Source organism: Variovorax sp. 160MFSha2.1 (assembly GCF_048305075.1).
Taxonomy (GTDB): Bacteria; Pseudomonadota; Gammaproteobacteria; order Burkholderiales; family Burkholderiaceae_C; genus Variovorax; species Variovorax guangxiensis.
Genome location: NZ_CP157624.1, coordinates 1,898,927 through 1,917,538, shown reverse-complemented (window position 1 = coordinate 1,917,538; position 18,612 = coordinate 1,898,927). Strand labels below are relative to the sequence as shown.

16 protein-coding genes are annotated in these 18,612 nt (G+C 69.0%); 1 reads left to right on the top strand and 15 read right to left on the bottom strand.

What is annotated here, in order from left to right; genetic code table 11:
- Positions 1-23 precede the first annotated feature (23 nt).
- From ABL838_RS08340 to ABL838_RS08290, 11 genes are all read right to left on the bottom strand, one after another.
- A complete protein-coding gene (locus tag ABL838_RS08340) occupies positions 24-1,208 on the bottom strand; it encodes an FAD-dependent monooxygenase (protein ID WP_418125024.1) in 1,185 nt (394 codons plus the stop codon).
- Positions 1,209-1,213: 5 nt separating this feature from the next.
- Complete coding sequence (locus tag ABL838_RS08335) at positions 1,214-1,504, bottom strand: DUF6587 family protein (RefSeq protein WP_418125023.1); 291 nt, start codon at positions 1,502-1,504, stop codon at positions 1,214-1,216.
- Between the two features lie 34 nt (positions 1,505-1,538).
- Positions 1,539-3,434, bottom strand: a complete 1,896-nt coding sequence (gene feoB, locus ABL838_RS08330) for a ferrous iron transporter B (RefSeq protein WP_418125022.1) — start codon at positions 3,432-3,434, stop codon at positions 1,539-1,541.
- Complete coding sequence (locus ABL838_RS08325; protein ID WP_126022700.1) at positions 3,427-3,729, bottom strand: FeoA family protein; 303 nt, start codon at positions 3,727-3,729, stop codon at positions 3,427-3,429. The genes feoB and ABL838_RS08325 overlap by 8 nt, the downstream gene beginning before the upstream one ends.
- A 210-nt stretch (positions 3,730-3,939) precedes the next feature.
- Positions 3,940-4,776, bottom strand: a complete 837-nt coding sequence (gene efeO / locus ABL838_RS08320) for an iron uptake system protein EfeO (protein ID WP_418125021.1) — start codon at positions 4,774-4,776, stop codon at positions 3,940-3,942.
- A 57-nt stretch (positions 4,777-4,833) separates the two neighbouring features.
- The gene (efeB, locus tag ABL838_RS08315; protein ID WP_418125020.1) at positions 4,834-6,111 is read right to left on the bottom strand and encodes an iron uptake transporter deferrochelatase/peroxidase subunit; all 1,278 of its coding nucleotides are present in this window, start codon (positions 6,109-6,111) and stop codon (positions 4,834-4,836) included.
- Between the two features lie 16 nt (positions 6,112-6,127).
- Complete coding sequence (gene efeO, locus ABL838_RS08310) at positions 6,128-7,321, bottom strand: iron uptake system protein EfeO (RefSeq protein ID WP_418125019.1); 1,194 nt, start codon at positions 7,319-7,321, stop codon at positions 6,128-6,130.
- 8 nt (positions 7,322-7,329) lie between these two features.
- On the bottom strand, positions 7,330-8,166 hold the full coding sequence (efeU, locus tag ABL838_RS08305; protein WP_418125018.1) for an iron uptake transporter permease EfeU: 837 nt from the start codon (positions 8,164-8,166) through the stop codon (positions 7,330-7,332).
- Between the two features lie 208 nt (positions 8,167-8,374).
- Complete coding sequence (locus tag ABL838_RS08300) at positions 8,375-8,836, bottom strand: metallophosphoesterase family protein (protein WP_184635582.1); 462 nt, start codon at positions 8,834-8,836, stop codon at positions 8,375-8,377.
- 57 nt (positions 8,837-8,893) lie between these two features.
- Complete coding sequence (locus ABL838_RS08295; protein ID WP_418125017.1) at positions 8,894-11,761, bottom strand: aconitate hydratase; 2,868 nt, start codon at positions 11,759-11,761, stop codon at positions 8,894-8,896.
- A gap of 193 nt (positions 11,762-11,954) precedes the next feature.
- Positions 11,955-12,368, bottom strand: coding sequence for a hypothetical protein (locus ABL838_RS08290; protein ID WP_418125848.1), 414 nt, complete (start codon positions 12,366-12,368; stop codon positions 11,955-11,957).
- Between the two features lie 143 nt (positions 12,369-12,511).
- On the opposite strand from ABL838_RS08290, the gene ABL838_RS08285 reads away from it, so the two are divergent.
- The gene (locus tag ABL838_RS08285; protein WP_418125016.1) at positions 12,512-13,366 is read left to right on the top strand and encodes a helix-turn-helix domain-containing protein; all 855 of its coding nucleotides are present in this window, start codon (positions 12,512-12,514) and stop codon (positions 13,364-13,366) included.
- Here the strand turns inward: ABL838_RS08285 and ABL838_RS08280 are convergent.
- The 4 genes from ABL838_RS08280 to ABL838_RS08265 form a co-directional block, all read right to left on the bottom strand.
- Positions 13,263-15,530: an acyl-CoA dehydrogenase gene (locus ABL838_RS08280; protein ID WP_418125015.1), complete on the bottom strand. Its 2,268-nt coding sequence runs from the start codon at positions 15,528-15,530 to the stop codon at positions 13,263-13,265. The genes ABL838_RS08285 and ABL838_RS08280 overlap by 104 nt on opposite strands.
- 121 nt (positions 15,531-15,651) lie before the next feature.
- A complete protein-coding gene (locus ABL838_RS08275; protein WP_418125014.1) occupies positions 15,652-16,260 on the bottom strand; it encodes a hypothetical protein in 609 nt (202 codons plus the stop codon).
- Positions 16,261-16,268: 8 nt separating this feature from the next.
- A complete protein-coding gene (locus ABL838_RS08270; protein WP_418125013.1) occupies positions 16,269-17,393 on the bottom strand; it encodes a DUF2827 domain-containing protein in 1,125 nt (374 codons plus the stop codon).
- Complete coding sequence (locus ABL838_RS08265; RefSeq protein WP_418125012.1) at positions 17,390-18,541, bottom strand: DUF2827 domain-containing protein; 1,152 nt, start codon at positions 18,539-18,541, stop codon at positions 17,390-17,392. Before ABL838_RS08265 ends, ABL838_RS08270 begins: the two co-directional genes overlap by 4 nt.
- Positions 18,542-18,612 lie beyond the last annotated feature (71 nt).

The window sequence follows — 18,612 nt, the reverse complement described above, 5'->3', positions numbered from 1 at the left end:
GTTCCTCCTCTCCCAGCCTCTGCTCAGCCGCCGTACAGCCAGGGCTGGTCGAGCAGCTTCGCGCCGAGCATGCGCATCGCCATGTCGCGGCCCAGCCGCACCGGGCCGGTGGCGTGGAAGATCTCGCCGTTGCGGCGTGCGCGCGCCTGCACCTGCGCGTTGCGAGCCCAGCGCGTCTGGGCGTAGCGGGCGAAGGCGGCGGGCACGTCGGCCGCATCGCCATCGGCAAGTGCATCGGCGAGCGCCACCGCGTCCTCGATGGCCATGCCTGCGCCCTGCGCGAGGTACGGCACCATGGGGTGCGCCGCGTCGCCCACCAGCGCGACGCGTTCGTGCGCCATGTCGGCAGGGCCCGTCATCGGCGCGCGATCGCCCAGCGACCATGCGCGCCAGCCGGGCATGGCATCGAGCAGGGATTGCAGGCTGGCGCAGCTGCGGCCCATGGCCTGCTTCAGCGCGGTGATGCTGGTGGACTGGTCCCAGTCGCGCGCGTCGCCGGCCGGGGCGGATTCGGCGATCACGACCACATTGAGCCATTCGCCGCCGCGCACCGGATACGCCACCGCATGCAGGCGTGGGCCGAGCCAGACATCGACGCGGCCGCGCCGCAATTCAGCCGGCAAGGCCGACTGCTCGACCAGCGCGCGCCAGGCCGTGTGACCGGTGACGCGCGGCGGCTGCGCGGCGCTGGGGCTGTCGAGCTGCCGCCGCACCATGCTCCAGAGGCCGTCGGCGCCGACCACCGCCTCGCCCTCCCAGGCGCGCGCGTCGGTGCTCGAAAGGCAGACGAGGTCGTCGCTGGTCTCGACCTGCCGGATCTGGGCACCGGTCACGAGCGTGCCGGTGCCGCGCGTGCGCACGGCCTCGAGCAGCAGGCCGTGCAGATCGGCGCGGTGAACGCAGAAGTAGGGGGCGCCGTAGCGCTGCTGCATGGCGTCGCCCAGCGGCATGCGGGCGAGTTCGGCGCCGCTTCCGGCGCTGTGGACCACCAGCGCCTCCGGCCGCGCCGCAATGGCGGCGAGGCCGGCGCCGAGGTCGAGCTTCTGGAGCCGACGTGTGGCATTGGGACCCAGCTGCACGCCGGCACCGATCTCGCCGAAGGCGGCAGCCTGTTCGAACACGTCGGCCCGGTGCCGGCCCTGGGCGAGCGCCAGCGCAGTGGCCAGCCCCCCGATGCCGCCCCCGGCGACGAGGATGTGCGCGGGCATCGGTCTCAGCGGGCGTGCGTGGACGGGCTGGGACTGATGGCCTGGTCGGCTTGCGGTTGCTTGAGGGGGGTCTTGGGAGCGCAGCTCCCGCAGGTGTCGCAGGAGCCGCAGCCCGACGTCTTGGCGAGCGAGGCGGCGAGTTCCCTGGCGCGTTCTTCGTCGATCAAGCCCGCGCGCTGCGTGCCGGCCGCGAGCTTCTGGGCAGCGCCACGGCGCCACCCTGCGGGCATCCAGCGCCAGACCGCGTAGAACGCGGCGGCCGCGACGATCAATCCGACGATCAGTTGCTGTGCCATTTCTTCTTCAAACCTTTCAGCGTCAGAGGCGGTTTTACCCCGCCCCGAGTGCCACCGCAACGTGGTAGGTCACGAAGCAGGCCATGTAGGCCAGCGCGAAGAGATAGCCCGCCATGATCCAGACGTACTTCCACGAACCGGTCTCGCGCTTCACGGCCGCCAGCGTCGAGATGCACTGCGGCGCGAACACGTACCACACCAGCAGCGACAGCGCGGTGGCCAGCGTCCAGCTGCCGGCGATCAGCGGCTCCAGCGCGCCCGCCACGTCGTCGCCCGTGGCCGAGAGCGCATACACCGTGCCCAGCGCGCCCACGGCCACTTCGCGCGCCGCCATGCCCGGCACCAGCGCGATCGATATCTGCCAGTTGAAACCGATGGGCGCGAAGATGTGCTCCAGGCCGCGGCCGATCATGCCGGCCAGGCTGTACTGGATGGCCGGGCCGGTCGCGCCTTCGGGCGGCGACGGGAAGGTCGAGAGGAACCACAGCAGGATCGTCAGCGTCAGGATGATCGTGCCCACGCGCTGGATGAAGATCCATGCGCGCTCGTACAGGCCCAGCGCCAGGTTGCGCAGGTTGGGCCAGCGGTAGGCCGGCAGCTCCATGAGCAGCGGCGAGTGCTGCGTGCTGTCGCGGAAGCGCTTCATGACCCAGGCCACGGCCATCGCCGAGACGATGCCGAACACGTACAGCGCGAACAGCACCACACCCTGCAGGTTGAAGATGCCGCCCACGGTACGCGCCGGGATGAAGGCCGCGATGAGCAGCGCATACACGGGCAGCCGCGCCGAGCAGGTCATCAGGGGCGCGATCATGATCGTCGTGATGCGGTCGCGCCAGTTGCTGATGGTGCGCGTGGCCATCACGCCCGGAATGGCGCAGGCGAAGCTCGACAGCAGCGGAATGAACGAGCGGCCCGACAGCCCCACGGTGCCCATCACGCGGTCGAGCAGGAAGGCCGCGCGCGGCAGGTAGCCCGAGTCTTCCAGCGCGAGGATGAAGAGGAAAAGAATCAGGATCTGCGGCAGGAAGACGATGACGCCGCCCACGCCCGCGATCACGCCGTCGACCAGCAGGCTCTGCAGCATGCCCTCGGGCATGTAGGTCTTCAGCAGGTTGCCCAGCCCTTCGGTACCGGCCTTGATGGCGTCCATGGGCACGTTGGCCCAGCTGAACACCGCCTGGAACATCAGGAACATGGTCACGGCCAGCACCAGCATGCCCCACACGGGGTGCAGCACCACGCGGTCGATGCGGTCGCTGGTGGCGAGGCTGCCGACCGGCTCCTTCACCGCGAGGCCGAGGATGCGGCGCACCTCGCGCTGCGTGGCCAGCACGTCGTCCAGGCCCGGTGCCTTCCAGGGCTGGGGCGTGGCAGCGGCCACGGGGGTGTCGAGGGCTTCGAGCAGGCCCTGCGCGCCGCCGGTGTGCACGCCGACGGTCTCGATGACCGGCACGCCGAGTTCGCGCGCGAGCACGGCCGTGTCGACCGCGATGCCCTGCTTCTTCGCCATGTCGGTCATGTTGAGCGCCACCACCATCGGCAGGCCGAGGCGCCTGGCTTCGAGCACCAGCCGCAGGTTCAGGCGCAGGTTGGTGGCGTCGGTGACGCACACCAGCAGGTCGGGCAGCGCTTCCTTGCTCTGGCCGGTGACGATGTCGCGGGTGACCGCTTCGTCGGCGCTCAGCGCGTTCAGGCTGTAGGCGCCCGGCAGGTCGAGCACGAAGACACGGCGGCCCGAGGGCGTGCGCAGCGTGCCCTCCTTGCGCTCGACGGTCACGCCCGCGTAGTTGGCGACCTTCTGGCGGCTGCCGGTGAGCAGGTTGAACAGCGCGGTCTTGCCGCAGTTGGGATTGCCCAGCAGCGCGATACGGCCCGGCTGTGCGGTAGGCGCGAGGCGGCCCGGCCCCTGGATGACGGCTTCAACCATGGTTGGCGGCTCCCGGCGTGACGTGGATCAGCGCGGCCTCGTGGCGGCGCAGCGCGAAGGTGGTGTGCCCCAGGCGCACGGCCAGCGGCTCGCGTCCCGGGATGCCGCTGGCGACGATGCGCACCGCCTCGCCCGGCACGAAGCCGATTTCGGTCAGGCGCAGGACGAGTTCGCGGTCGTCGGCGCTCTCGGGGCGCGCCACGTCGAGCACGGTGGCCCACTGGTTGTTGGGAAGCTGGTCGAGGCGCAGGGCGACGGCGGTGGTCGGCGCCGCGCCGAAATCGTTGGTTCGCACGGTGGGAGCGGAGGCGCCCTGAATATCGGGCGCATCTGTAAGCAAAACCCAGATGCTAGCAATTCTCACTCGCGAAAACCTGACCAACCCCTCAGAAATGCGGGCTGCAGGGCCAGAAACACCGCGGAACCGGCTTTGCCGGGCCGCTGGTGTTGCCCCCGGAAGGGGGTTGGCGAAGCGACACGAAGTGCGCGAAGACTGGGGGCGAGCCTAGTTCAGCCCCAGCATGCCGCGCAGTTTGGAGAGATCTTCGGCCAGCGTGTTGACCCGCCCGGCCAGCAGCTTGCGGTCGCGCTCGCTGAGCTTCGAATAGGTTTCGAAGCCGCCGTCGGCCGTGCGGTACTTGGCCAGCGTGTCGAAAACCACCTTGAAGTTGGCCTCGGCCTTGTCCGAGAAGGCCTTGTTCTCCTTCACGACCAGCGGGCGCAGCAGTTCGACGATCTTGTAGGCGCCCTCGAAGTTCGACTGGAAGTCCCACAGGTCGGTGTGGCTGTAGCGGTTTTCCTCCCCCGAGATCTTGGTGGCCGCCACCTCCTCCATCAGCACGGCGGCGCCGCCCACCACTTTCTCGGGCGGGAAGGTGAGCGCGGCCAGGCGCTTCTGCAGTTCGAGCACGTCGGCCAGCAGCTTGTCGGCCACGGGGTTGAGCCCCTTGGTGCTCTTGTGCACCCACAGGCCGTGTTCGATGCGGTGGAAGCCGCCGAAGTCCGGGTCCTTCTCGGCCTTCTCGTGGTCGTCGGCGCGCGAATCGATCGCCTTGTCGAGATCGTTGAAGAGCTCGGCCACCGGCTCGATGCGCTCGTAGCTGGTGCGCGTGGGTGCATAGAGCTTCTTCGCCTTCTCGACGTCGCCGGCCTTCACCGCGGCGGTGAAGGCGCGCGTGTCCGCCGCCAGCTTGCGCACGTTCTCGGCGACGTAGATCTTGTAGTCGGAGATCGGGCCGACCAGTTCGAGCGGCGACACGGCGGCCTGCGCGCCGGCGACATGAAGCACGGCGAAGCCTGCGACGAGAGTGGTGAGGAAGTGGCGGCGGAACTGCACGGTCATGGATCTCCTTGTTCTGGGCAGTGATGAAAATCTTGCGGGCCTCTGGCAGCCCGGCCTTCAGGCGGACATCAGCGAGCGCCCCAGCCAGTCGCGCTCGTCCCGCACGCCCGGCAGCGTGAAGAAGAAACCGCCGCCGATGGGCTTGATGTATTCCTCGAGCGGCTCGCCGTCGAGGCGCTTCTGCACGGCGATGAAGCCGTTCTCGAGGTTGGCCTGGTAGCAGATGAACAGCAGCCCCATCTCGAGCTGGCCCGACTTGGTGACGCCGTTCGAGTAGTTGAAGGGCCGGCGCAGCATCAGGTTCTTGTCCGTGGCCTTGGTGCGCGGGTTCGCCAGGCGGATGTGCGCGTCCATCGGCGTGGCCTTGCCTTCGGGGTCCTTGGTGTAGTCGGGCACGTCGTGCTCGGTCTTGCCGCCGTCCATCGGCGCGCCGGTGGGCTTCAGGCGGCCCATGATGGCCTCCTGCTCCTGCAGCGGCGTGCGGTCCCAGCGCTCCACGAAGTTGCGGATGATGCGCACCGCCTGGTAGCTGCCGCCCGCGGCCCAGGCCGGTTCGTCGCTGCCGGGCTGCACCCAGACGATGCGGTCCATGAGAGCGCCGTCGGCCGAATCGGGGTTGGCCGAGCCGTCCCTGAAGCCGAGGAAGTTGCGCGCGCTCTCGGCCGGCTTGCCGGGCACGGCCGGAATCGGCGGCACGGTGCCTTCCTGCTTCCAGTGCAGCACCAGCAGGTCGGGCGTGTTCTTGATAATGTCGCGCAGCGCGTGGATGTTGGTGTCGGCCGTGTTGGCGCAGAACTGGATCGACAGGTCGCCGTGGCACAGCGAGGCATCGAGCGCGTCGTTCGGGTGGCGCTGCATCTGCGCCAGCCGCAGCGGCTTCTTCTTCGCGAGGCCGAAGCGCTCGTCGAAGAGCGACGCGCCGACCGACACGGTCACGGTCAGCGCATCGGGCTGAACCACCGGCCCGAGGATGCCCGAGCCCGCCGGCGGCAGCCTGGGGTCGGGGTCCGTCTGCGGACCGCCCTGCGTGAGGAAGGCGATGCGCTCGGTGAGCGTGCGGAACAGGCGCTCCAGGTCGGCGCGGTTCTCGGCCAGCACGTAGAACGACGCGATCATCCCGGCCGTCGGGCGCGGCGTCACGATGCCGGCCTGGTGCCTGCCGAGGAAGGGCACGCGGTCCTGCGTGTGGGTGCTCTGCGGCGCGTCGGTGACCTGAGCGCCGTTGTCGGGCGCGGCAGCACGGGTAGAAGTTGCAGCGAGGCCGGCGAAGGCTGCGCCTGCCGCGCCGAGCATGCGGCGGCGGTGCGGGGAAACGGGCTCGTTCAATTTGTCCATGGTGCTGTCTCTCAACTCATTCCAGCCCGAGCGCGGCGTTCACCTTGCCGAGCTCCTCGGCCAGCGCGCGCACGGTTTCGGCCATCGCCTTTCTCTGCGCCTCGTCGAGCGGCGCGGGCTTGAAGCCCTCGCCCTCGCGGTAGGACCCCAGCGCGGCGTCGAAGGCAGCGAAGCGCTCGTTCACGCTCTTCTGCAGCGCGGGCGCGGCCTTCACGAGCAGCGGCTGCAGCAGGTCGGCGATCTTCTTCGTGCCCTCGTAACTGCCCTGCAGGTTCGCGGCCTCGGCGTGGCCGTAGTGGTCCTCGCCGCCGGTCGGCAGGTTGTCGGCCACGCGGCGCAGCAGCTTCGAGGCCGAGCCCGCAAGCCGCTCGGGCGGCACGTTGAGCCCGCGCAGGCGCTCCTTGAGCACGCCGATGTCGGCGATGAGCCTGTCGGCGGCGGGCGCCAGGCTCTTGGTTTCGTTCTGGCCGTACAGCCCGTACTCGATACGGTGGAAGCCGGTGAAGCCCGGGTCGGCCTCTCGCTTCTCGAAGTAGTCCGCGCGCGCGTTGATGCGGGTGTCGAGGTCAGCGAACAACTCCGCCATCGGCTCGATGCGCTTGTAGGCCTGGTGCGCCGGCGTGTAGAGCGCCCTCGCCTGCTGCAGGTCGCCGGCCTTGATGGCGTCGGTCAACGCGCGCACCGCGTCGTCGAGCGAGCCGGCTTCGAGCCGCAGGAAGGTCTGGTACTCGGCCAGCGCGCCCACGTAGTTGACCAGCGAGGGCCGGGCCGCTTCGGCGTCCGATGCGGCCGACGGCGTCACGCGCAGCTTGCCGCGCGGGTTGCTCAGCAGGCCGCAGGTGATGGCGAATTCGCCCGGCTGCAGCTTGACCGTCATGGTCTGCGAGAAGCCCGGCGCGATGTTCTCGCGCTCCTCCACCACCATCACGCCGTCGAGAATCTCCCACTCGAGCGCGCGGTTCGACTTGTTGACGATGGTGAAGGTGGTGCGCCCCGCCGGCACGGTGATCTCGTTGGGCTCGCAGGCGTTGCCCTGGATGGTGACGGTGACGGCGTTGTCGGCCGCCTTGGCAGGCGCCTTGCGCGCCTCGTTCGAGGCATACCAGAAGGCCGCGAGGCCGGCGACCACCAGCAGCGCCGAGGCGGCCACCGCCACGCGCATCAGGTTGGACGAAGAGGGCTTGTTGTCGGAAGAAGAAGAAGAGGACATTGCAGGTTTCAGCGAGCCACGGCCGCGCGAGGCGCCGGCGCGGCGGCCGGGCGCAGGAAGAAGAACAGCGAGACGGCCAGGAAGGCCAGGTAGACGACGACCTCGCCCACCACCGGAGCGGCCTGGTAGCCCAGCAGGCCCGAGAGCACGGCGCCCATGGGGCTGTCCATCGGCAGCGCGGTGCTCATGTCGAACACCACCGTCTGCAGGTGGTTCCAGACGCCCCCTTCATGCAGCTTGCGCAGCACGCCGGCCAGCAGGCCCGCGGCCACCAGAAGAATGAAGAGGCCGGTGAAGCGGAAGAAGCGGCGCAGGTCGAGCCGCACGCCGCCCGAATACAGGCCCCAGCCGATCGCCACCGAGACCGCGATGCCGCCCAGCGCGCCCACCGGCGCCTCCCAGCCGCTGCTCTGCTGGAACACGGCCAGCAGGAAGAACACCGACTCCAGCCCCTCGCGCGCCACGGCCAGGAACACCATGCCGATCAGCGCCCAGCCCTGCCCGTCCGCGCCCTTGCCGAGTGCCTTGTCGATGGAGGCCTGCAGCTCGCCCTTGATGGAGCGCGCGGCCTTGCGCATCCAGAACACCATCGAGGTCAGCATGACCACGGCGATCAGCCCGACCACGCCCTCGAACAGCTCCTGCTGCTTCTGCGGGAACTCCGCTGCCAGCAGTTGCAGGCCGGCGCCCGCGAACAGCGAGAGCGCGGCGGCCAGCAACACGCCGACCCACACCGCGGGCATCAGCGCGCCGCGTCCGCTCTGCTTGAGGTAGCTGGCAACGATGCCGACGATCAGCGCGGCTTCGATGCCTTCGCGCAGCATGATGAGGAATGGAATGAGCATCGGCTTCGGAATGGAGGCGGTTGAGGCTCTCCGGAGCCGGCATGGGTGAGCGCGCGAGTCTGCGTCTGCCTTTGCTTCTGGCTCCACGGAGGAGCGTCCGAGCATAGCGCATCAAATAAGAAACATTCTCATTTGTGGGCTTTTCTTGCCGAATGGTAATGATTGCCCTGCCCGCCTCGCCCTACCCGCTCCCGCCGGAGCGGCAGCGTCAGGAAACCAGTTCGGCGACGTGGGCGCTGACCGCGCCGCCGTCGATGCGCAGCTCGGCCGCCGAGATCGGCAGCCTGAACCGCCTCGGCCCCGCGCTACCAGGATTGACGTAGAGCACGCCGTCGCGCTCCTCCACATTCGGCTTGTGCGAATGGCCGGAAACCACCACGCGCACGCCCGCCGCGCGCGGGTCGATGTCGATCTGCGCGAGATCGTGGATGGCGTAGAGGCGCACATCGCCGAAGGTCAGCAGTTCGGTCTCGGCGATGCGATCGGCCCAGGCTTCGCGGTCGTTGTTGCCCCGCACGACCGTCAGCGGCGCGATGCGCGCCAGCGCTTCGAGGATGCCGGCGTTGCCGATGTCGCCGCCGTGGACGATGAAGTCGCTGCCCTCCAGGAAGGCGAGCGCCTCGGGCCGCATCAGCCCGTGGGTGTCGGAAATCAGGCCGATGCGAATCATGGAGAAGAAGGAGCCGGCGCGGACGCAAGATGCGCCTGCGCCCGCCCCAGCGGCCGCTCAGGCGGCCAGCAGCTGCCGCAGCACGAAGGGCAGGATGCCGCCGTGCTTGTAGTAGTCGACCTCGATCGGCGTGTCGATGCGCAGGCGCACCGTCACTTCCTGGTGCGAGCCGTCGGCGCGGTGCACCACCAGCTTCACGTCCATCTGCGGCTTCAGCTCGCTGCCGATCACCACATCGATCTGCTCGTTGCCGGTGAGGCCCAGCGTCTGCCATGAATCGGCGCCGCGGAACTGCAGCGGCAGCACGCCCATGCCGACCAAGTTGGCGCGGTGGATGCGCTCGAAGCTGCGCGCCACCACGGCCTTGATGCCCAGCAACTGCGTGCCCTTGGCGGCCCAGTCGCGCGAGGAGCCGGTGCCGTACTCCTCGCCGCCGAACACCACCGTGGGCGTGTTCTGGGCGATGTACTTCATGGCCGCGTCGTAGATGAACATCTTCTCGCCCGACGGCTGGAACAGCGTGACGCCGCCCTCTTCCTGCGTGCCGTTGGCATCCGGCGGAATCATCAGGTTCTTGATGCGCACGTTGGCGAAGGTGCCGCGCATCATCACGTCGTGATTGCCGCGGCGCGAGCCGTAGCTGTTGAAGTCGGCCTTGGACACGCCGTGCGCCTTCAGCCAGATGCCCGCGGGAGAGCTTTCCTTGATGGAGCCGGCCGGCGAGATGTGGTCGGTGGTGATCGAGTCGCCGAACAGCGCCATGATCCGCGCGCCCTTGAAGCCCGCATCCGCAGCGTGCGGCTCCATCTTGAAGCCCTCGAAGAACGGCGGCTCGGCGATGTAGGTCGACTCCGGCCAGTCGTACACCTGCCCGGTGGTGCCCTTGATGCTGCTCCAGAACTTGCCCGGATCGGTCTTGACCTTGTCGTAGTTCGCGCGGAACGACTTGGCGTTCATCGCATAGCGCAGGTTCTGGTCGATTTCCTTCGGCGTGGGCCAGATGTCGCCCAGGTACACGTCCTTGCCGCCCTTGCCCTTGCCCACGGGCTGGGTCATCAGGTCGGTCATCACGTTGCCGGCGATGGCGAAGGCCACCACCAGCGGCGGCGAGGCCAGGAAGTTGGCCTTCAGGTTCGGATGGATGCGCGCCTCGAAGTTGCGGTTGCCCGAGAGCACGGCCGCGCCGACCAGGTCGTTCTTCGTGATGGCTTCGTTGATCTCGGGCGTCAGGTCGCCCGCGTTGCCGATGCAGGTGGTGCAGCCGTAGCCCGCGAGATAAAAGCCCAGCTTCTCCAGGTACGGCAGCAGGCCGGCCTTCTCCAGGTATTCGGTGACGATGCGCGAGCCAGGGGCCAGCGAGGTCTTCACGTGCGGCTTGACCGAGAGGCCCGCCTCCACCGCCTTCTTCGCGAGCAGGCCGGCGGCCAGCATCACGCTCGGGTTGGAGGTGTTCGTGCAAGAGGTGATTGCGGCGATCAGGACGTCGCCGTTGCCGATGGTGACTTCGCCCTTGGGCGCGGCGGGCGCGCTGGCGCTCACATGCGCGGCGGCCTTGGTCGAGCGGTTGGCCACCATCTCGACCACGTCCAGCGGCGCGCCCGCGGGCGGCGGGGCGGCTTCCTCGTCACCGCTCTTGCCGGCGGCGGCCAGCGGATAGCGCAGCTTGAGCTTGTCGGCCGGCTGGTTGAAGCCGTTGGCGTCGTTGGGCTTGCTGTAGAGCTCCGAGAACTTGGTGGAAAGATCGCCGAGGTTGATGCGGTCCTGCGGCCGCTTCGGGCCGGCCAGGCTGGGCGACACGGTGCTCAGATCGAGCCTGACGACCTTGGTGTAGTCGATGTCGCCCGGGTTGGGCATGCCGAACAGGCCCTGCGCCTTGTAGTAGGCCTCGAAGCGCTCGACCTCCTCCTTGGTGCGGCCGGTGCCCTCGAAGTAGGCCACCGTCATCTCGTCGACCGGGAAGAAGCCCATGGTCGCGCCGTACTCGGGCGCCATGTTGCCGATGGTCGCGCGGTCGGGCACCGCGATGGAAGCGGCGCCCGGGCCGAAGAACTCGACGAACTTGCCCACCACCTTCTCGGCGCGCAGGATCGAGGTGACGTAGAGCACCAGGTCGGTCGCGGTGACGCCTTCGCGAAGCTGGCCGGTGAGCTCGAAGCCCACCACGTCGGGCGTGAGCATGTAGACCGGCTGGCCAAGCATGGCCGCCTCGGCCTCGATGCCGCCCACGCCCCAGCCGACCACGCCGATGCCGTTGATCATCGTGGTGTGGCTGTCGGTGCCGACCAGCGAGTCGGGGTAGTAAGTTGGTTTGTCTTCCTTGTCGTTCGGGCTCTTGTAGACGCCGCGCGCGAAGTACTCGAGGTTGACCTGGTGCACGATGCCGAAGCCCGGCGGCACCACGCGGAAGGTGTCGAAGGCCTGCATGCCCCACTTCATGAACTGGTAGCGCTCGTTGTTGCGCTGGAACTCCAGCTTCATGTTCAGGTCGAGCGCCTTCGGCGTGCCGTAGTGGTCGACCATCACCGAGTGGTCGACCACCAGGTCGACGGGCACCAGCGGCTCGATGGTCTTGGGCGACTTGCCCAGCTTGCCGGCCACGCTGCGCATGGCGGCCAGGTCGGCCAGCAGCGGCACGCCGGTGAAGTCCTGCAGCACGACGCGGGTGACGACGAAGGGAATCTCGTCGACGCGCTCTGCATTCGGCGCCCAGTGGGCCAGCTCTTCGACGTGCTTGGCCGTGACCTTCTGCCCGTCGCAGTTGCGCAGCACCGATTCGAGCACGATGCGGATGGAGACCGGCAGGCGGTCGACGGACGGGTATTGCTTGGCCAGCTCCTTCAGGGACCAGTATTTGCCGGACTTGCCCGACGGGGTCTTGAAGGACTTGAGGGTGGACGCAAAGGCATGCGCCGGGGCTTTGGCCATGGAGAGACTCCTGTTTGTTCGTGGAAGCCTCTCAAGGATAGCTGGGATGAATGTCAACCGTTGTAGTCGGGGGACTTGGCTCGCCCCCAGGCTGCGCGCACTTCGTGTCGCTTCGCCACCCCCTACCGGGGGCAACACCAGAGGCCCGGCAGAGCCGGTTCCTCGGTGTTTCTCGAAAGGAACACGGAGCCTTTCAGGCCATGACCATGTTCACGCCGCCACGGCTGCGGCGCAGCCCGGTCCACTGCAGCTCGGCCAGCACGATCACGCACACGGCCTGCGCCAGCACCCAGGCCACGCCCACGGCGGTGACCGGGAAGATGCCGCTCACCAGCAGCGAGATGCAGGCCACGGCCCAGCCGAAATTGCCGACGACGACAAGGCCGATCAGCGTGCGCGGCGGCGTGCTGCGGCTGGCCATGAAGGCGGCCATGGCCGCGTAGGCCAGCAGGAACACGCCGGTGCCCATGAGCAGCGGCGCCGGCAGCCCTGTCAGCCCGGCGAGCGCGCCGGTGAAGGCCACCTGCAGCGCGCCGGTGGCGGCGCAGGAGGCGGCGTCGGCCCACATCACGTTGGGCAGGAAGCGGGGGGATGCGAAGATGGACATGGCGGACATGGAATCTCTCCTTGGGTGGTTACGCCGCAAGCCAGTCCTGCCGCGTTGGGGTCGATGATTCCGGCCCCGCTGCATCGGGTCGATGACCTTGGAGGTCATGGCGCCGCGCCATCGCCACGCCAGAATGCGGGTCCATGAACACCACCCGCTCCCACACGACCAAGGCCGGCCAGCCCGGCGCGCGCGACCCGTTCGGCGCGCACCTGCGGCACTGGCGCACCCATCGCCGGCTCAGCCAGCTCGACCTGGCGCAGGAGGCCGAGGTCTCTACCCGGCACCTGAGCTACGTCGAAACCGGCCGCGCCGCGCCCAGCCGCGAGATGGTGCTGCGGCTGGCCGAGCGGCTCGAGGTTCCGCTGCGCGAGCGCAATGCGCTGCTGGTGGCCGCCGGCTTCGCGCCGATGTACAGGCAGCGCTCGCTCGACGACCCCGCGATGGCCGCCGCGCGCCGCGCCGTCGACCTGGTGCTGAAAGGCCACGAACCCTTTCCGGCGCTGGCCGTGGACCGTCACTGGAACCTGGTCGCGCACAACGCGCTGGTTCCGCTGCTGATGGAAGGCGCCTCGCCCGAGTTGCTGAAGCCGCCGATCAACGTGCTGCGCCTGAGCCTGCACCCCGAGGGCGTGGCGCCGCGCATCGCCAACCTCGCGCAGTGGCGCGTGCATCTGCTGGAGCGCCTGCAGCAGCAGATCGCCGCCACGGGCGACGCGGTGCTGCAGTCATTGCACGACGAACTCGAAGCCTATCCGGCGCCCGCGGTAAGCCACGACGCGCCCGTCATCGACACCGCGCTGTCGGCGGTGGCCGTGCCCTTCCAGGTGGTGATGCCCGGCGGCGTGCTGAGCTTCATCAGCACCATCACGATCTTCGGCACGCCGGTGGACGTCACGCTGCAGGAACTCGCGGTGGAGTCGTTCTTTCCTGCGGATGAGCAGACGGCGGCTGCGCTGACGGCACTGGCGGCGCAGCAACAGCAGCAGGCGGGCTGAGGTCCGCCCTGCCCTGCGCATCGCGCGGCGGGCCTTCGAAGTCGTCGACCTGGATGACCTTGTCGGCCGCCTTCAGGTAGGCCAGCGCCAGCTCGGGGTCGGGCGCCGAGCGCGCAGCCTCTTCAAGCGAGTTCGTGCGGCGCAGCACCTTGTTGAGCGCGGCCGTGCCGTCGCCAAGCTTCGCGCCCAGTTCCATCGCATGCATCAGGTCGAGCAGGCCGCCCGCGGCTGGCTCGCTCAGGTCGGGCGCCAGCCGCCCGACGATGCGCGGGTCCTTGCGCAGCAGGTCGGCCAGTTCGAGCAATTGCAGGTCGCGCAGCGGCGCCAGGTGCGCGGTGCGGCGCAGCACCAGCGAACCGATCACGCGCCGCCCCGGCGCCGGAAGGTTCGCGTAGAGATCGCGCAGGATGCCGCCGGCCTCGTCGATCTGCAGCCGGATCGCCGCCTTCGCGAAAGGCAGCATTTCCGGCGCCCGCTCGACGCCGTAGCGCCACACGCAGGCGCTCGCCAGATAGAGATGCGCGAGCACGTCGCCCAGGCGCGCCGAGAGCAGCTCCATGCGCTTGAGCTTGCCGCCGAGCATGCCCATCGCGAGATCGGCCGTGAGCGCGTACTTGGCACTCATGCGCGCGATGAGCCGTGCTTCATGCACCAGTTCGTCCGGCGGCGAGCCGAGCACCGGCGCGCCGAACAGGCTGCGCCACAGGTTCACCGCCACGTGCCGGCCGTGCGCCATCAGCGCCTTGCCGAGCGCGGTCTCGTCCTTCGCCTGCACGGCGGCCATTTCGTCGAGCACGTGCGGATGGCACCGCACCGCGCCCTGCCCGAACACGATCAGCGCGCGCGTGAGGATGTTGGCGCCTTCCACCGTGATCGCGATCGGCGCCTGCCGGTAGGCCACGCCCAGCAGGTTGGAGGGGCCCGAGATGATGCCCTTGCCTCCGAGGATGTCCATGCCATGGTTCACAGCGCGCCGGCCCGCTTCCGTCAGCTGCACCTTGAGGATGGCGCTCGCCACGCTGGGCCGCTCGCCCCTGTCGAGCGCGGCGGCCGTGAAACGGCGCGCCGCGTCGCTCGCATACAGCTCGGCCGACATCTGCGCAACCAGCCCCGCGACAGCATGGAACCTGCCCACCGGCATGCCGAACTGCTCGCGGATCCGGCCGTAGCCGTTGGCCACGTACAGCGCGGTCTGCTGCATCGCCGAGCCCAGCGCCGGCAGCGATATCGCGCGGCCCGCCGCCAGGCATTCCATCAGCATGCGCCAGCCCTGGCCGACCTGCTGCTCGCCGCCGATGATCCAGTCCATCGGCACGAACACCTGGCGGCCGTGGATCGGGCCGTTCATGAAGGCGCTGTCCATCGGCCGGTGGCGACGCCCGATCTCCATGCCGGCCTGCGGCACGGGAATGAGCGCGCAGGTGATGCCCAGCTCGCGCTCGCCTTCCGGCCTGCTCTCGTCGATGGCGTGGAAGGCCAGCCCGACCACGGTGGCGACCGGTGCGAGCGTGATGTAGCGCTTGTCGAAATCGACCAGGAAGCCGCGCCGCATGCGCCCGCCGATCTCGCGCTCCACCAGCACGCCGCGATCGGGAATCGAGGCCGCATCCGAGCCCGCGTAAGGCGAGGTCAGCCCGAAGCACGGCAGCTCGCGGCCGTCGGCCAGGCGCGGCAGGTAGTGGGCCTTCTGCGTGTCGGTGCCGTAGCGCAGCAGCAGCTCGGCCGGGCCCAGTGAATTGGGCACCATCACCGTGACGGCGGTGGCCACGTTGACGGTGGCGATGCGCGCCACCACCGTGGCGTGCGCATGGTGGCCGAAGCCGAGGCCGCCGAATTCCTCGGGAATGATCATTCCGAAGAAGCGCTTCTCGCGCAGGTAGCGCCACACCTCCGCCGGCAGGTCGCGCGCCTGGTCGATGGCATGGTCGTCGAGCATGCGGCACAGTTCGCGCACTTCGTTGTCGAGAAAGGCCTGCTCGCGCTCGGTGAGCCGGTTCGGGCCCATGGCCGCGAGTGCGTCGAAGTCGGGCCGGCCCGCGAAGAGCCGCCCCTCGAAGCCGACAGTGCCGGCCTCCAGCGCGGCGCGCTCGGTGTCGCCCAGCGGCGGCAGCGCCTTCGAGAAAGGCTGCATGGCCCATCGGCCGATCAATGAAGCCAGTGGCATGGTGCGTCTCCTTCCTGCCGCCGCGGATTCGCGTGCGGATCGTCACCATTCTTCGGGCTTGCGGCCGGCTCGCGGGGCCGGTCAAGGACGTCCCCGGTTGTCGGAGACGGGCGCCTGTCGCCTAGCGCTTCTTCGGTGGCTGGGTCGCGCCGGCACCGGCGGGAGCCGCCGCCGGTGCAGCCGCCGGGTCGCGCCAGCCGTATTCCACGTAGCGCCGGATGATCAGGCAACCCGGCGGCGAATCGATCAGCGAGACCGACGAGGTCGGCTCCTTCTCGTCGGTGTAGACCGCGTAGTTGGGCAGCAGCCGCGTCATCTTGTAGCTGGCCAGTTCCTGCTGGCCGACGCTCGCGCAGGTGAAGGGCGCCACCGAGATGCGCTCGGCCGACACGGTGCAGGCGCCGCTGTCGTCGGGAATCGCGGTGATCGACGCGGCCACGCCCGCGTTCGGAAACTCCATGCCGATCAGCGAGAAGATCGGCCCGCCGTCGGGGCGCTTGCGGTCCCAGTCGAGCAGCACGTCATGGCTGCGGCTGCCCTGCACGGTGAGCGTGGCAAGCCGCGTGATCGCCGGCAGACAGCGCTTGACGCCCACGCTGGTCGCGGCGCGCGTAAGCGTGTCCTGCGGCGGGGCGGGCGGCGCCAGAACGCCCTGGGCGAGCGCGCTGCCGGCGAAGGCCCATGCAAGGGCCGCCAGCGGCAGACAGGGGAATCGTTGGGTCGGCTTCATCCCGGTCCTCATGCGTAAAGGTTTTCGATGGCGGCGGTGTAGATGCGCACGTTCTCCTCGCCCTCGGGGTCGAGGGTGGCGATGAAGCGGCGCGCGCGCTCGCGGTAGGCCGGCAGGTCGGCGTCGTGTTCGGCGAAGGCGCGCCGCAGCGCGAGGCCGCCCTCCTCGCAGTCGAAGCCGTGATAGCGGTAGCCGCAGTCGCCGATGAGGTGCGAGTTGTGGATCAGCGGATAGCCGCCGTACAGCGCCTCGTAGTAGAGATAGTTCTGCGCGTTCTCCCAGTGGTGCGCGAACACGGCGTCGATCTTGCCGGGCATCACCTGGAACATCGGAAAGCGCCCCTCGAAGGTGGCCAGGCCGTGCTGCACGATGTCCAGGCTCTGCGCGAAGCCGATGAAGAGCGGCTTGTCCTTCAGGTGGAAGCTGTTGTAGACCCACATCTTCTCGATGAGCCTGGGCTGCGCGCGGTGCGCGGCCTCGCAGCCGAGCATCGGGATGAAGCTGGTCTTCACCATGCAGATGTTGGGCTCGAAGATGGCCACGCGCCAGCGGCTGCGGCCTGGCTCGTAGGCGAAGGGCGCGCCCTGCGGCGCGCGCGCCATGGCGCGCTCCAGCACCATAGGGCTCCACAGGTGCGGCATGAGCCGTACCGGCGCGCGGAAGGTGCTCTCGAAATACGGCTTGCACGACACCTCGTACTCGGGGATCGTCCAGACCTCGTCGTAAGGCGCGCCCGAGATCAGCAGGCCGTGCGGCTTGTCGAAGATCATGCGCTCGATGTCGATCACGTAGTCGTTGCCCACGCGCATCGAGACGATCTTGCCGCCGCGCTCGCGGAACGCCACCGACCACGGCACGGCGAGCTGGGCGCTCATCTCGAACATGACGTCGAGCTGCTGCCCCGCCGTGGCCATGTCGATGATGGGCACGGGCGAGTCGGCGAGGAAGTTGGTGGCGTCCGCCGGACCGCCGTCGCCGCCGCCGGCCACCAGCACCGCGCTTTCCACGCGCGGCGAGCGCAGCAGCAGCATCACGAGAAACAAACAGTTCTGGTAGACGCCGTTCTCCCACAGGCTCTGCTCGCCCTTGCGGATGAAGATGGAGACGCCGACCTTGAGCTTCGCCGGCATCATGCGGCGGCCCTCCCTGCATCGGCGCGGAAGCCGGCATTGCCGCCCACGAGGTGCAGCAGGCGCTGCGCGTAGCCCTCGATGTTCGCGGGGCTGAGCGGGTCGACCGACTGGAACACGCGCTGCGCGCGGGCGCGGTAGTCGTCGAGCTGCAGGTCGTGGGAGCGCACGGCCTCGCGCAGCTGCGCCGCGCCGGCGGCGATGTCGAAGTCGGGGTAGTAGTAGCCCGCGTCGCGCAGCCAGGGCGAGTTGTGCACCAGCGGGTAATTGCCGTAGAGCGCGTCGAGATAGCCGTAGTTCTGGTCGTTCTGCCACTGGTGCGAGACCACCGCGTCGGCGAACTGCACCATGAAGCCCGCGAAGTCGTTGCGGCCGTGGAAAGTCGCCTTGTGCTGGCGCACGATGTCCAGCGAGTTCGCCAGGTACAGCATGGTCGGGTGGTCCTTCAGGTGCAGGGTGTTGAGCACCTGCATCGAAGTCACGGCCGACGGGTCGGCGCGGTAGGCGCCGTCGCAGATGAGCATGGGCACGCTGCAGGTCTTCACCACCGAGATGTTGGGCTCGAAGATCGCCACGCGGAAGCCCGGCTGTTCGGCGGTGCGCGGCCTGTAGCCGAAGGGATAGCCCGCGGCCTCGACCTCTGCGACGCGCTGGGCCAGGAACTGCGGCGACCAGAGGTAAGGCACCTCGTGCACCGGACAGCGGTGGATGGTGCGCATCATGGGCGCGAACACTTCGTCCTTGGGCAGCAGCCACACCTCGTCGCAGCGGTCGGGCTTGCTGAAGTGGCCCTTGTCGGTGAAGACGATGGGCTCGGCCAGCGCCGCGAAAGGCTGGCCCACGCAATGGAACACCACGCGGCCGCCGCATGCGCGGAAGTATGAGAGCCACTGCACGTCGAGCGCGCCGGCCATCTCGATGACCACGTCCAGCGCGTCGGTGAGTTCGCGGGCCCGGCCGAAGCCCAGGCCCATGGCGGCCATGTCGACCTGGGGCGGCATGGCCTGCTGGTCGCCCGCGTCGACGAGGGTCACGGATTCGACGAAGTCGATGCGTTGCAGCAGCCGGGCCAGGAACAGGACGTTCTGCCCCATTCCGTTCTCCCAGATGTTCTGCCCCGCATGGGTAAGGACTGAAATACCTATGCGCATGAGGCGGAGTGTGTACCAGAAAGAACGGCTCCCACGCCGTGAAGCGAGGGAGCCGCCCGTTCGAGGGCCGG